Origin of the sequence: Bacillus sp. JJ664, from assembly GCF_036962205.1 — a bacterium.
Classification (GTDB): domain Bacteria; phylum Bacillota; class Bacilli; order Bacillales; family Bacillaceae_G; genus Gottfriedia.
Genome location: NZ_JBALMS010000158.1, coordinates 1 through 14,338 on the forward strand (window position 1 = coordinate 1; position 14,338 = coordinate 14,338).

Here is a 14,338-nt window from a genome sequence, read left to right on the forward strand (position 1 = left end):
TGTAAAAGAAATTAAGCATGTTGTCCAAGAGGGAGAAACATTATTTACAATTTCTATGAAATATTATAAAAACCGGAATGGTGAAGAAATTATTCAAGATGAAAATAACTTAAAAGATATAGAGGTTACACCAGGACAAGTGTTAAAAATACCTTTAAATGTAGATTTAAATAAATAAAACATAAATTAATAAACGGTAAATAGTGAAAAGCTTATGTCCTTTAATGACAAGTGGACATAAGCTTTTCTATCGTTTCATATATTTTTCAATTTAGTAGAGTTTTTGTATAATGGTAGAAAAGTATATGCAGTTGCAGAGTAGAGAAAATAAAAACAGAATTTTTAAAAGTTCATATTTGACCTTTAAATAAGAGTTTAATTAAGTCCGCAATGGTTCAGGACTTGTTAGCAACTGTTTCGTAAATTCGGCACAGTTGTTGTTATGTTTACAGGGGGGAAATCACATCGTATTAGTATTAATTAGTTTCATTTGTTTTGTTGCATTCATTTATTTACTATTTATCAAATCGAGAAAAAGTGTAATCAGGATTGAAAATAGAGAAATACAGCTGAACCATAATGATTTGACTTTAGAAAAAATTCAATTGATTTGGATAACAAATATAGGTGATTATCGTATAAAAAGAGCGGATCTTGAAAGACTGTGTACGAATAATACGATTATCATATTAAGTGGGTATTCAAAAAAGAAGTCTAAAAGATATCTTGAAGAAGATATTCAATTCCTCTCTTCTTTAGCTCCGACCTATTACTTATGGAGCTCTGAAGATTATAATGGGAATTATAGAGACTTAAATGCACTATTATTAGATTGCAAAGTGACCATTTTAGAAAATACTAATGCATTGTTTGAAACTGAGAATGGTACAAAGTTTTCTATTATTGGTTTAGACGATGTTGGTACGAATCGAGATCATATCGATTATGCCCTAGAAAATATAAATAGTGAAAATATTAATATATTGACCAGTTTTACAGAAGTGAAAAATAGCTTAGAAATACAATATGAAAGTATTCAAGTTTATCTGTTTGAAAGAAGTCAAGATCATGTAAATCGTAATCAGAAAACCATATATTTGGAGCTGAACAATGAAAAAGGACTTTTGAAGCAAAAAACTATCTCAATTATTAACTTTACAGTATTGTTGAAATAGTACTTTGGCTTCATGTAGTTGTACTGGAGGAAATCAAAATTGGCCCAAATAGGAAAATATAATATTAAAGCAATCTCAAACTTAGTAGGGATTTTGCCAGGAACATTGAGAGCTTGGGAAAGACGATACAATATTATTAGTCCAGTTAGAAATGAAGCGGGACATCGGTTGTATACTGAGGAGCATGTTTATATTCTAAAATGGCTAGTTCAGAAGGTGAATGAAGGATTTACTATCGGACAAGCAATTAATATATACGAAACAAAAGAACATAAATCAAGTAATGATAAGAGTTTTACTGAAAATCTTCAATCTGATCACTTAGTAAATCAAATTGTATCAGCGCTATCGTCCTTTGAAGAAGGAGAAGCGCACAACTATATCAATGAAGCATTTAGTTTATATTCCGTTGATAAGGTTTTATTTAAAATCATTTCTAAAGTATTTATTATTATTGGCGATAAATGGAGAAATGGTGAGATTACTAGTGCTCATGAACACTTTGCAACATCATTTTTACGTACAAGATTAGGGATGATTTATCAGAATCTCCCAAATAATAAACATTTGCCGAAACTGATCGCAGTATGTGGACCGGATGAAAAACATGAACTTGGTTTACTCATTTTTACAATTTACTTAAGAAGAATTGGATTTCAAGTAATCTACTTAGGGGCTTCGATTGATTCATCTGATTTAGATCAAGTGATTGAAGAAGTAGATCCGGCAGGTTTTATTATTTCATGTACTTTAAAAGAGAATGTAAAGAAAACAATTGATTTTGCAATCACAATTAAAAAAATTAAGCCAAATATCATTATTGGTATCGGCGGATATGCCGTATCAACATGTGAGAGTCCAATTTTGGATTCTATACAAGAATTCTATGTAGGCAACGCACAATCAAACTGGGACGAGTGGTTAAAGGAGAATTTTAATTATAAATGATTTTCTACTTTAGAATCACCAAAATTATATAAAAACATAAACTGTACTATGGTTAATGCAGCAAGGAGGCTAGTTCATGAGGTTGGAACGGTTGAACTACAATAAAATTAAAGTTTTTCTTACATCTGATGATTTATCAGAACGAGGATTAACAAAAGAAGATTTATGGTACAATGCACCAAAAGTTCAACAGCTTTTTCAAGATATGATGCATGAAGCTAGCGTAGAATTAGGTTTTGAAGTGGATGGAAAAGTATCTGTTGAAGTATTTTCACTACAAGCACAAGGAATGGTTGTTATTGTGACGAAATCAGATGAAATTTTAGAAGAAGAAGAAGAATTTCAAGATGATTTTATCTCAATGGAAGTAATCCTTGATGAAAGTGAACATATATTGTACGAGTTTTCTACTTTAGATGATCTAATCCTACTTTCTGAAAAATTAGTTTCTTGTGATGTTTCTGGTGGAAGACTTTTTTTCTTCGAAAATACATTTTATATAAAATTTGAAGAACATGAATTAGGTCGTCTTGATCGAGAAACATTTTACGCAATTTTAGCTGAATATGGAAATCCTTCTACGAGAACGATTTATCGCATTATTGAATATGGAAAAGAACTGATTTCAGAAAATGCTATCGAACAACTGCATTTTTATTTCGTGGAAAAAAAGACCTCTCATTAAAAAAATATTTTGAGAGGTTTTTTGTTTTGTAAATTATTTTTAAATATATTGTATTAATTGTTAAACTATTCTTTTCAAACGTTAAAAAGAGGAGTATAATGACGGTAGAAAACGCTTACATTAGAGTATTATTATATTTTGTTTTCTATGTGTTTATAACTTTCAAAAAGGGATGGAAAGTTGTATACTAATTTCAGAATGAACGAATAATTTTTCATAGTTCAAATTTCTAGGGGGTTTACAATGGTTGCCGAGAAATCTACAGAGAAAAATAGCAACACTGAAGAACATTTAGATGTACTAGCGCCGACTCAGGTCGTTATTAAAGAAGCGTTAGAGAAACTTGGATATTCAAATGAAATGTACGAATTATTAAAAGAACCAGTTCGAATGATGACTGTGAAAATTCCTGTCCGTATGGATGATGGACAAGTGAAAATTTTCACTGGTTACAGAGCTCAACATAATGATGCAGTTGGACCTACAAAAGGTGGAATTCGTTTCCATCCGAATGTAACAGAAAATGAAGTAAAGGCTCTTTCAATTTGGATGAGCTTAAAATGTGGTATTGTTGATTTACCATATGGTGGAGGTAAAGGTGGAATTATTTGTGACCCACGTGACATGTCTTTCCGTGAATTAGAAAGATTAAGTCGTGGATATGTTCGCGCGATTAGTCAAATCGTTGGACCAACAAAGGATATTCCAGCTCCAGACGTATTTACAAACTCTCAAATTATGGCTTGGATGATGGATGAGTATTCAAGAATTGATGAATTTAACTCACCAGGATTCATTACAGGTAAACCATTAGTACTTGGTGGTTCTCATGGCCGTGAAACAGCAACTGCAAAAGGTGTTACAATTGTAATCCGTGAAGCAGCAAAACGTAAAGGAATCAACTTAGAAGGCGCACGAGTTGTTATCCAAGGTTTTGGTAATGCAGGAAGCTTCTTAGCTAAATTTATGCATGAAGCAGGTGCAAAAGTTATCGGTATTTCCGATGCATATGGTGCACTTCATGATCCAAATGGTTTAGATATAGAATACTTATTAGACCGTAGAGATAGCTTCGGTACAATTACAAAATTATTTAATAATACAATTTCAAATAAAGAGTTATTAGAATTAGACTGTGATATTTTAGTTCCTGCAGCAATCGAAAACCAAATCACAAAAGAGAATGCTCACAATATTAAAGCTAGTATAGTAGTTGAAGCGGCTAATGGCCCTACTACTCTTGAAGCAACAAAAATATTAACAGAACGTGACATTTTATTAGTTCCTGACGTTTTAGCTAGTGCTGGTGGCGTAACAGTTTCTTACTTTGAATGGGTTCAAAATAACCAAGGTTATTACTGGACTGAAGAAGAAGTAGAAGAAAGACTTGAAAAAGTAATGGTACGCTCATTTAATAATATTTACGAAACAAGTGTAAATCGTAAAGTAAATATGCGATTAGCAGCTTACATGGTTGGTGCTCGTAAAATGGCTGAAGCAAGTAGATTTAGAGGTTGGGTATAATCTAAAATCAAAACAAGATGGATTTCCATCTTGTTTTTTTATTTTATCAATTATTAGACAAAACGGATAATATCGGTAAAATAGAGTTTAGATAAACCAAGACCGAGTTTAATGGAGTTGTTTAAAATGGAAAAAGTTGAAGTGCTAATTATAGGTGGAGGCCCTTGTGGGATTGCGACATATTTGTCTTTGAAAAATCAGGGAATCTCAGCACTGATTATAGAAAAAGGAAATATAGTTCATACACTCAGTCGGTTCCCTACACATCAAACATTCTTTAGTACTAGTGAAAAATTAGAAGTAGGAAATATACCGTTTATTATTGAAGGTAGAAAACCGAAAAAACACCAAGCTCTAGCCTATTATAGAGATGTCGTAAAAAGAAATAAAGTATCAATTCATTCTTTTGAAGAAGTATTAAAGGTTACAAAAAATAAGGATTTTCTCGTTGAGTCAATTACAAAAAGTGGAGAAAAAAAACAGTATCATGCTAAAGCGGTAGTCGTGGCCACAGGGTATTATGATCAACCAAATTATTTATCAATTCCTGGTGAAGAGCTTGAAAAAGTTTCACATTACTTTTTCGAAGGACATAAGCATTTTAATCAAAAGGTAGTGATTGTTGGTGGGAAAAACTCAAGTGTCGACGCTGCGTTAGAACTTGAAAAATGTGGTGCTGAAGTAACTGTATTGTATCGAGGTAATTCGTATTCTCCTAGTATTAAGCCTTGGGTATTACCAGAATTTGAGGCCCTTGTTCGATCAGAAACAATTGATATGAAGTTTCAAGCGAATATGATAGAAATAAAAGAAAAGTCAGTAATATATGAGCACCTAGGTAACACTTATGAAATTGACAATGATTTTGTTTACGCAATGACTGGATACCATCCAGATCACTCTTTGATTAAAAGTATGGGGGTAGGTGTAGATGATTTGACAGGTCGTCCAACATTTAATCCAGATACGATGGAAACAAATATTGAAGGGATCTATATCGCTGGCGTAATAGCTGCTGGAAATAATGCTAATGAAATTTTCATTGAAAACGGCCGTTTCCACGGTGATTTAATTGCGAAGAATATCATTTCTACTAAATAATCAATTTTAAAACGTAGTTTATACTGCGTTTTTTTTGTGGATTCCTAATAATTGATGAGAATTGTGGATTCCTATTTACTTGGATAATTTTTAGATGTTATAATTCCTGTGAAACGGGGTGTGAAAAATGAAAAAAGTCGTTCTAATTACAACAGGTGGTACGATTGCAAGTAAACCGAATGCACAGTCTGGTAAATTGGATTCTGGTGCATTATCTGGACAAGAAATAGCTGAAATGCTTAAATTACCGAATGATATCAATATCATTGTTGATTCATTTTTCCAAGTTCCAAGTATGCATATAAGTTTTAATCATTGGATTTTGCTTCAACAAAAGATTGAAGAGTATTTTAATGATGAATCAGTTGACGGAATTGTCGTTACACATGGAACAGATACACTCGAAGAAACAGCTTATTTTTTAGATTTAACTATCGATGATGAAAGACCTGTCGTTATTACAGGATCTCAAAGGTCTCCTGGTGAATTAGGAACAGACGCATTTATTAACTTAAGGCATGCGATCTATACAGCATCTGATGATGCTTCAAAAAATATCGGAACTGTCGTCGTTTTTAATGAGCGAATATTTACAGCGAAATATGTTAAAAAAGAACATGCTTCAAATATTCAAGGATTCAACGTTTTTGGATTTGGTTATCTAGGAATTATTGATAATGACAAAGTTCATATCTATCAAAAGCCAGTATTACAAGACAAATACAAAATAACAAAAGAATTACCTCAAGTTGATATTATTAAATGTTACATAGAAGCTAAAGGATATCTTGTAAAAGCATCGGTTGATCATGGTGCAAAAGGTATTATTTTAGAGGGAGTCGGTAGAGGACAAGTTTCACCTCATATGACTGAGGAAATTGAAGACGCAGTTAAAAAAGGGGTAAAAGTTATTATTACGACTAGCTCTGAAGAAGGCGAAGTATACCCTACATATGATTATTTTGGTAGTGCATACGATTTAGTTAATAAAGGTGTAATACTAGGAAAAGATTATGATAGTAAGAAAGCAAGAATTAAACTGACAGTCATGCTAGCTTCTGATGTAGAAAACATTCATGAAGGCTTCCATAAATAAATGAGTAAACACCATTACAAAAAAGGAAACGTGATAATCACGTTTCTTTTTTTGTTTTTAGGTCAAACGATACAGATAAATGTATTTTCAATGAGGAAAGACCTGTTCAGATGAATTCACTCTGTGGTTTTAGTACTATTTGAGTAATTAAAAGATTTCGTAATTGTGAAAAAACTACATATACTTACTCAATTTCATCATTTATACTAGTATTATATACCAATGAAGAATGACGACTTTCGTCACGGAAATCAATTATGTGAACATTGTTTGGGAGGGTCTAATGCTTAATGTAGGGGATGTACTAATTTTAGAAGACGTTGATGCAAAAGAAGTAAAACGATATAAATCAAAAATCGTAGAAATAAGAAATGAAGAATTATATATAGACTACCCTTTTGATGAAGCAACAGGTAAAGCATCTTTCTTATTAAATAATCAAAAATTAAAAGCTTATATTGTGACAAAAGAGCAAAATGTGTTTACTTTCTATACTTCAATCATTGGAAGAAAAAAAATTGAGATTCCAGTTATTATCATGTCTTTTCCAGGTAATGAATCTTTAGAAAAAACTCAAAGAAGACGTTATGTTCGTGTACCAAGTATAGTTGATGTAGCTGTTCATCCTTTATTTGATGATTTTAAACCGTTTACAACAACTAGCCTAGATATTAGTGCTGGTGGTGTTGCGATCCTTGCACCGCAAGAAAATGAGTTTATTATAGGTAAGACAATCGTTTTGTGGTTAGTTTTGCCATTTGATGGTGAGTCACATCGATATGTCAAAACAAAGGCTCATATCATACGAGTAAATAGTCAAGTGGTAGATGGTAAACAAAGAGTTTCCCTAGAGTTTGATGGATTATCACCTACACAAAGACAAGATTTAATACAGTTTTCATTTGACCAACAATTAAAGCATCGAAGAAAAGGTGTGAAAAATTAATATTTGTTGAAATTGTGTATAAAATTTACTACATACAATCATAATGGTAATTAAAAAGGTATGGATTACAATGAAAAGAGTAGAAAGAATCCTATTAAAGTTAATTATCATTCAATTATTATGTTTAGTATTCAGTCAATATCTTTTGTCCTTTCCTAGTCTTTCAGTTTATTTGACGAAAATTGAATTATACGAAGGAGTTACACAAAAGGCAAAAGATGTTACAAGAGAAGTATATAGTGAAATTGGTAAATAAGATGAATTCAATCGCTTCATATGGTAAGATAAAAAAAGCAGGGATGCCTGTTTTTTTTTATTTGAAAACATATTTTTAGGACATGCTAAGACAAAGTTGCTATATTAAGTAGCAATTTTTTTATGTAGGGAGGACATATGAGTAAAAAAATAAGTATCGCTATAGACGGACCAGCAGCTGCCGGTAAAAGTACAGTTGCAAAAATAGTAGCAAAACAATTAGGCTATATATACATAGACACAGGCGCAATGTATCGAGCACTAACTCTAAAAGCAATTCAAAATGAAGTTGATGTGAATAATGAAAAAGAATTATCTCTATTACTATCTAAAATGACAATTAAGCTTGTACCAGAAGATGGTTTGCAAAAAGTATATATTGATCAAACTGATGTTTCTGAAGCAATCCGTACACCAGAAGTCACTAGAAATGTATCATTTGTTGCTAAGCATAGTTTAGTACGTGAAAAAATGGTAGATTTACAACGTGAATATGGAGTGAATGGTGGCGTTGTAATGGATGGAAGAGATATTGGGACACATGTTTTAGTTAATGCAGAAGTGAAAATATTTATGATAGCTTCTGTTGATGAAAGAGCACAAAGAAGGCATGTTGAAAATATTAAAAATGGATTTGAAAGTGATTTAGACGTTTTGAAAGAGGAAATTGCAACTAGAGACAAAATTGATTCGGAACGAGAAGTATCGCCACTTAAAAAAGCTGATGATGCAGTTTCATTGGATTCAACATCAAAAAGCATAAATGATGTAGTCGAAGAAATTTTGTCGATTGTAAAAGAAAAAACAAATAATATTTAGATGAATTATTCATCACATTCCTTGACTTTTCTACCTATTTATTAGAAGGTAAAAGAGGACAATACATAAAAGGTCTAACCGTTTTCAAAAATAAGGAGGAATATGATATGGTTGAAAAAGTAATGCCAGAGGTTGGGGAAATTATCTCATGTGTAGTTGAACAAATTGAAGATAAGCAAGCAATTGTAGGTTTTGGTGGAAAAACGGATGGTATTCTTCCTATAAAAGAAATTTCTAATGTACATATTGAAAATGTAAACGAAGTATTAACTGTTGGACAGGAAATTGAATTAAAAGTAATTAAAATCGAAGAAGATACTGTTGTGTTTTCAAAACGTGCAGTTGATTCAGAAAAAGCATGGGATGTTTTATCTGAAAAATTAGCAAGTAAAGAAGTATTTGAAGTGATCATTACAGAACAAGTAAATGGTGGACTGATTGCAGATGTGGGTGTACGTGGATTCATCCCAGCTTCACTAGTTTCTAAAAAATTCGTTGAAGATTTAGCTGCATTTAAAGGTCAATCACTAGAAGTAGTAGTAGAAGAAGTAGATCGTGAAAAAAACCGTGTCATTTTATCACACAAAGCAGTTGAACAGTTAAATGAAGTTGAAAACAGACGTAAAGCTTATTCTTCAATTCAAGTTGGTCAAGTGATTGAAGGGAAAGTAGAAAGATTAACGAACTTTGGTGCGTTTGTGAATATTGGTGGAGTAGATGGCTTAGTACATGTATCTCAAATGTCACACAACCGAATTTCAAAGCCTGAAGAAGCAGTAGCTGTTGGTGATACTGTGAAAGTTAAAGTGCTTTCAATTGACACTGATACAAATCGCATTGCGTTATCAATGAAAGCAATCCAACCAGGTCCATGGGATCAATTAGATAGTAAAATTACTACTGGTGCAGTTGTAGAAGGAACAGTTAGAAGATTAACAAACTTTGGTGCATTCGTTGAAGTTCAAGAAGGTATTGAAGGATTAGTACACGTTTCTCAAATTGCTGATAAGCATATTAAGAATCCAAATGAAGTACTAACTGTTGGTCAAGAAGTAAAAGTAAAAGTGTTAGAAATTAACCAAAGTGATAAGAGACTTTCATTAAGTATTAAAGAAGCTGGCGAAGCTGAACTTCAAGAAGAAATCTCTAAATATATTCAACCAAATGAAAATAGTGGTTTCCAATTAAGTGAACTACTTGGTGACAAATTAAATAAATTTAAAAAATAATTAAGAAAAAATCCTTTAGCATTTATTGCTAAAGGATTTTTTTGTAGGTCTTTGCTCTAGCTCAAAGGATAAGTTTAAGGCAAAGGTCATTTATTTGATTGCTCGCCTTATGCTTGTCGGAGCTAACCAGTCGCCTCCACTTTTCGTTGTGTCTAGTTCCGGCTCCTAGCTCCTCGAGCTCATAAGTCGATCCCAAGTAAAGGTTAAAAAGCAACCTTTACCCGGGCTCGCCTTATGCTTGTCGGAGCTAACCAGTCGCCTCCACATTGCGTTAGTTATGCTGATTTAGTTCTCGTGCTTCTTCTGGTGTGTCGAGTCTTGTTGCACCCTTGTTGTGGATGCTTTGATCTCGGTCAGATTCTACTCTTCTAGATTGTCTTAGTTTTTTTTCTTGTCGATCTTTTCCCAAAGGTTTCACCTCCAAACGATTCATTTATAGGTTCTTTTTTATTGGAACTTCTTATTCACTTTCTTGAAAGATTGATTATTTTCATGTAGAAATGTCGAATACTAAGTGTATGTGGGAGGTCTTTGGTGTGCAGGGTTTGTATTTTCTAATTTCAATTTGGACAATTATATTATTTTATTCAAGAACGAAAGATCGTTTAAATCACAAATATTTAAAGTTGGGTGTTTTGTTTTGTTTGATTTGTTGTTCTACTGTTACATTCGAGTTGTTTAATTTTCACATGAATGTAGTATTTCTTTTGTTAATTTTTATGATTAGTTACGATGTAAGCAAGTTAAAGTTTAGTGAACAATTCATGCATTTTTTTAAAGGACTTATTATCGGAATGTCTTATAGTAGCATGAGTATACTAGCGATTTATGATCCAGCGAGTTATTTTATTAATGAATTTTTTTCTATTGCTTTAATGGCAACTGTATTGGCAATATTTTTAAGTAATCATTACATCGAAAGGATCAGACTGCTTATAATAGGACTAATACAAGGTGAAGTCTTCAATTTTTTTACGTATCGTTCAATAAAAGTTCAGTATATAATAGGTGATTTATCATGGCTTGATTCATTATTTTTAACCATTTTACTCATCACTTCATTAAGATTATTGTCTTTAAATTTTTCAAAAAAGAATTTGAAAAGTGGAAAATTAGTAAAAAATTGATGAAAATTGGTCTTTTTTCACATTTTTTGTTAAAATAGATAAGTTATTTAAATAAATTATATAGAAGATGAAAACTAAAAACATTTATTAAGAATTAAATGGTTCATAGTTATGCTAGGAAGGATGAATTAAATGTCTAAACCGACAGTTGCAATAGTTGGTCGTCCCAATGTTGGGAAATCAACTATCTTTAATAGAATCGTGGGAGAAAGAATCTCGATTGTAGAGGATATACCAGGAGTTACTCGAGATCGTATTTATAGTTCTGCGGAATGGTTGAATCAAGAATTTAGCTTAATTGATACAGGTGGAATTGATATAGGTGATGAGCCATTTTTAGAGCAAATTCGTCAGCAAGCTGAAATTGCAATGGATGAAGCAGATGTTATTGTTTTTCTAACAAATGGTCGTGAAGGCGTTACTGCGGCCGATGAAGAAGTAGCGAAAATTTTATACAAAACTAAAAAACCAGTAGTGTTAGCTGTAAATAAAGTGGATAATCCAGAAATGCGCAATGACATTTATGACTTCTATGCGTTAGGATTTGGAGAAGTATATCCTATTTCAGGTTCTCACGGATTAGGTCTTGGGGATTTACTTGATGAGGTAATCGGTCATTTTCCAGATAAACAACAAGAAAACTATGATGAAGAAACAATTAAATTTAGTTTAATTGGACGTCCAAATGTAGGGAAATCATCTTTAGTTAATGCTTTATTAGGTCAAGAGCGCGTTATCGTAAGTAATGTTGCAGGTACGACTCGTGATGCAGTTGATACACCGTATACAAAAGATGGACAAGAATATGTCATTATTGATACAGCAGGTATGAGGAAAAAAGGTAAAGTTTATGAAAGTACAGAAAAGTATAGTGTACTTAGAGCTTTACGTGCGATCGAACGATCAGATGTTGTTTTAGTTGTTTTAGATGGTGAAGAAGGAATTATTGAGCAAGATAAGAAAATTGCTGGTTATGCGCATCAAGCTGGTAGATCAGTTGTAATCGTCGTTAATAAATGGGACGCTGTTGAAAAAGATGAAAAGACAATGAAAGAGTTTGAAGAAAATATTCGCGCTCATTTCCAATTCTTAGATTATGCCCCAATAGTATTCTTATCAGCTAAAACACGTAAGAGAACTCAAACTTTATTACCAATGATTAATAAAGCATGTGAAAGTCATAGCTTACGTGTACCGACAAATGTATTAAATGATGTCATTATGGATGCGATTGCGATGAATCCAACACCAACTCATAACGGTCAAAGACTTCGTGTGTATTATGCAACACAGGTTGCAATTAAGCCACCAACATTTGTTGTATTCGTTAATGACCCTGAATTACTTCACTTTAGTTACGAACGTTTCCTTGAAAACCGTATTCGTGATGCATTTGATTTTGAAGGTTCTCCAATTAGAATTATTGGCCGTGCACGTGCATAAGTTGAACAAAAAATAATAATATTTTTGAATCTGATTGTTGAAAGTGAGTGTTTGTATGACAAAAAAAATAGCGGTTCTAGGTGCGGGTAGTTGGGGAACTGCCTTAGCCATGGTCTTAGCAGATAATGGACATTCTGTTACTTTGTGGGGAAATAAATCTGAATTAATTAATGAGATAAATGAATTCCATACGAATAAACGATATTTACCAGAAATTGAATTACCACACTCATTAAAAGCGACTGTTGAGTTAAATGAAGCAGTCGAGGATGCTAAATATATATTACTAGTTGTACCAACAAAAGCGATTAGAGAAGTATGTCAAAAATTAAATCCTATTTTGAAAACTAAAGTTACGATCATCCATGCTAGTAAGGGGATTGAACCCGATTCATCTAAACGTATTTCAGAAATGATTTCTGAAGAGATTGATGAAAAGAATTTAGGTTCAGTTGTCGTATTATCAGGTCCAAGCCATGCCGAAGAAGTTGCATTGAGACACCCAACTACAGTTACATCTGCTTCATCCAATATGGATGAAGCTAGAGCTGTACAAGAGTTATTTTCTAATGGCTACTTCCGTGTTTACACAAATGAAGATGTAATTGGTGTTGAAATTGGTGGAGCTTTAAAGAATATTATTGCGTTGGCAGCAGGTATTACGGACGGGCTTGGTTATGGTGATAATGCAAAAGCAGCATTGATGACACGTGGTTTAGCCGAGATTATCCGTCTAGGTAAAGAGATGGGGGCTAATCCTCAAACTTTTGCTGGTTTAACTGGTATGGGAGATTTAATTGTAACTTGTACAAGTGTACATAGCCGAAATTGGCGTGCTGGTAATTTATTAGGCAAAGGCCAATCATTAGATGAAGTGTTAGAGAATATGGGCATGGTAGTAGAAGGTGTGCGAACGACAAAAGCAGCCTATCAACTAGCTAAACACGCAAAAGTTGAAATGCCGATCGTAAATGAATTATATGCAGTACTATTTGAAGGAAAAAACCCTAAGCTTGGGGTAGATGCATTAATGAATCGTGATAAGAGACATGAGGGCGAGAGTACTTCAAATTTTATTAGTGATTTGACGAAATAAGTATTGAAAGCATTAAAAACGACGTTTTTAATGCTTTTTATCTTATTGCCTCTTTTAGGCGTTTCACCATTTCTATTTTTTTGCATAGCATATGGTGTATAGCGAAGAAGGAGGTTTGAATAGTGTCAAATAATCAAAATGGTTTCTTTGATAAAATTGAAAAAAAGGCAAATGTAAGTAAAACAGATATTTTTAAAGTTGCTGATTCAGTTAAAGATGCTAATTTCAAAGATGAGGCTACTGTTCGTAAACTAGTGCGTCAAATTGCGGCAATGACTGGTCGCCAAGTAACGAAAGATAAAGAAGATAAAATTGTTCAAGCGATTGTAACAAATAATATGCCTCTTGATTTTCAATCTTTAACGAATATGTTTAAACAAAAATAATTGGGCTCATTCTCTGCGATGTATTGAGTGCATAATCTATACCTTATGCATAATATAGAATGACTTTTACCGGATGTATTCTGGTTGGGTGTTAGTCGAAGTGAAGCAAGTGCCCCTATTTGCTTCAAGGAAAGAAGAAGTGAAGAAACTTTTTCTTTCTTTTTTAAAGATTTAAAGGACAAGCTAGGTTACATTCTTGATGTAAAACATTTGTAGAATTTGATTTTAATCAAGAAACTATTTTGGTACTATAGTAATGTGAGAAAGTACATAGGGGGTTTAAGATGAATACTGAAATAAGCGCATTCGTAGGAATGGGATTAATGATTCTAGCAATTTTATTAATTTACTTAAGTAGAAATTGGATTAAAATAAAATTTTTTAAAGTGGTTACAGCAATTTTAGCGTATATGTCATTAATCATTTCTGGTTTATTAATAACATATGTCGTTTTGAGCTGGCCTACCTAATTACTAATAAGGGGATTAACATGAAGAAGCTACTTTTT

16 protein-coding genes are annotated in these 14,338 nt (G+C 32.6%); 15 read left to right on the top strand and 1 reads right to left on the bottom strand.

Going from position 1 to position 14,338, the window contains the following annotated elements:
* The first annotated feature begins 605 nt into the window (after positions 1 to 605).
* The 10 genes from V7056_RS18890 (at position 606) to rpsA (ending at position 9,778) form a co-directional block, all read left to right on the top strand.
* Positions 606 to 1,175, top strand: coding sequence for a hypothetical protein (locus V7056_RS18890; protein ID WP_499703940.1), 570 nt, complete (start codon positions 606 to 608; stop codon positions 1,173 to 1,175).
* A gap of 39 nt (positions 1,176 to 1,214) precedes the next feature.
* Positions 1,215 to 2,123 carry a MerR family transcriptional regulator gene (locus V7056_RS18895; RefSeq protein ID WP_499703941.1) on the top strand — a complete coding sequence of 303 codons (909 nt, stop codon included), beginning with the start codon at positions 1,215 to 1,217 and terminating at the stop codon, positions 2,121 to 2,123.
* A gap of 76 nt (positions 2,124 to 2,199) precedes the next feature.
* Positions 2,200 to 2,808 carry a genetic competence negative regulator gene (locus V7056_RS18900; protein WP_499703942.1) on the top strand — a complete coding sequence of 203 codons (609 nt, stop codon included), beginning with the start codon at positions 2,200 to 2,202 and terminating at the stop codon, positions 2,806 to 2,808.
* 243 nt (positions 2,809 to 3,051) lie between these two features.
* Positions 3,052 to 4,332 carry a Glu/Leu/Phe/Val family dehydrogenase gene (locus tag V7056_RS18905; RefSeq protein ID WP_499703943.1) on the top strand — a complete coding sequence of 427 codons (1,281 nt, stop codon included), beginning with the start codon at positions 3,052 to 3,054 and terminating at the stop codon, positions 4,330 to 4,332.
* A 126-nt stretch (positions 4,333 to 4,458) separates the two neighbouring features.
* Positions 4,459 to 5,433 carry a YpdA family putative bacillithiol disulfide reductase gene (locus V7056_RS18910; protein ID WP_499703944.1) on the top strand — a complete coding sequence of 325 codons (975 nt, stop codon included), beginning with the start codon at positions 4,459 to 4,461 and terminating at the stop codon, positions 5,431 to 5,433.
* A gap of 127 nt (positions 5,434 to 5,560) precedes the next feature.
* A complete protein-coding gene (locus tag V7056_RS18915) occupies positions 5,561 to 6,529 on the top strand; it encodes an asparaginase (protein ID WP_499703945.1) in 969 nt (322 codons plus the stop codon).
* A 283-nt stretch (positions 6,530 to 6,812) separates the two neighbouring features.
* On the top strand, positions 6,813 to 7,475 hold the full coding sequence (locus tag V7056_RS18920; protein ID WP_499703946.1) for a flagellar brake protein: 663 nt from the start codon (positions 6,813 to 6,815) through the stop codon (positions 7,473 to 7,475).
* A 70-nt stretch (positions 7,476 to 7,545) separates the two neighbouring features.
* Positions 7,546 to 7,731, top strand: a complete 186-nt coding sequence (locus V7056_RS18925; RefSeq protein WP_499703947.1) for a DUF5359 family protein — start codon at positions 7,546 to 7,548, stop codon at positions 7,729 to 7,731.
* A 137-nt stretch (positions 7,732 to 7,868) separates the two neighbouring features.
* Positions 7,869 to 8,549 (top strand): (d)CMP kinase, encoded by a 681-nt coding sequence (gene cmk, locus V7056_RS18930; protein ID WP_499703948.1) that lies wholly within the window; start codon positions 7,869 to 7,871, stop codon positions 8,547 to 8,549.
* A 107-nt stretch (positions 8,550 to 8,656) separates the two neighbouring features.
* Positions 8,657 to 9,778 carry a 30S ribosomal protein S1 gene (rpsA, locus tag V7056_RS18935; protein ID WP_499703949.1) on the top strand — a complete coding sequence of 374 codons (1,122 nt, stop codon included), beginning with the start codon at positions 8,657 to 8,659 and terminating at the stop codon, positions 9,776 to 9,778.
* Positions 9,779 to 10,049: 271 nt separating this feature from the next.
* On the opposite strand, the gene V7056_RS18940 is transcribed toward rpsA, so the two are convergent.
* Entirely contained in the window at positions 10,050 to 10,187 is a 138-nt protein-coding gene (locus V7056_RS18940) for a YpzI family protein (protein ID WP_499703950.1), read from the bottom strand.
* A gap of 109 nt (positions 10,188 to 10,296) precedes the next feature.
* Here V7056_RS18940 and V7056_RS18945 point away from each other — a divergent pair, with 109 nt between their 5' ends.
* The 5 genes from V7056_RS18945 (at position 10,297) to V7056_RS18965 (ending at position 14,300) form a co-directional block, all read left to right on the top strand.
* Positions 10,297 to 10,905, top strand: coding sequence for a YphA family membrane protein (locus V7056_RS18945; protein WP_499703951.1), 609 nt, complete (start codon positions 10,297 to 10,299; stop codon positions 10,903 to 10,905).
* Positions 10,906 to 11,037: 132 nt separating this feature from the next.
* Positions 11,038 to 12,348 carry a ribosome biogenesis GTPase Der gene (gene der, locus V7056_RS18950; RefSeq protein ID WP_499703952.1) on the top strand — a complete coding sequence of 437 codons (1,311 nt, stop codon included), beginning with the start codon at positions 11,038 to 11,040 and terminating at the stop codon, positions 12,346 to 12,348.
* 55 nt (positions 12,349 to 12,403) lie between these two features.
* The gene (locus V7056_RS18955) at positions 12,404 to 13,444 is read left to right on the top strand and encodes an NAD(P)H-dependent glycerol-3-phosphate dehydrogenase (protein ID WP_499703953.1); all 1,041 of its coding nucleotides are present in this window, start codon (positions 12,404 to 12,406) and stop codon (positions 13,442 to 13,444) included.
* Between the two features lie 122 nt (positions 13,445 to 13,566).
* Positions 13,567 to 13,830 carry a stage VI sporulation protein F gene (locus V7056_RS18960; RefSeq protein ID WP_087999402.1) on the top strand — a complete coding sequence of 88 codons (264 nt, stop codon included), beginning with the start codon at positions 13,567 to 13,569 and terminating at the stop codon, positions 13,828 to 13,830.
* Between the two features lie 284 nt (positions 13,831 to 14,114).
* Positions 14,115 to 14,300, top strand: a complete 186-nt coding sequence (locus V7056_RS18965) for a DUF2768 domain-containing protein (protein ID WP_499703954.1) — start codon at positions 14,115 to 14,117, stop codon at positions 14,298 to 14,300.
* The last annotated feature ends 38 nt before the right edge of the window (positions 14,301 to 14,338 follow it).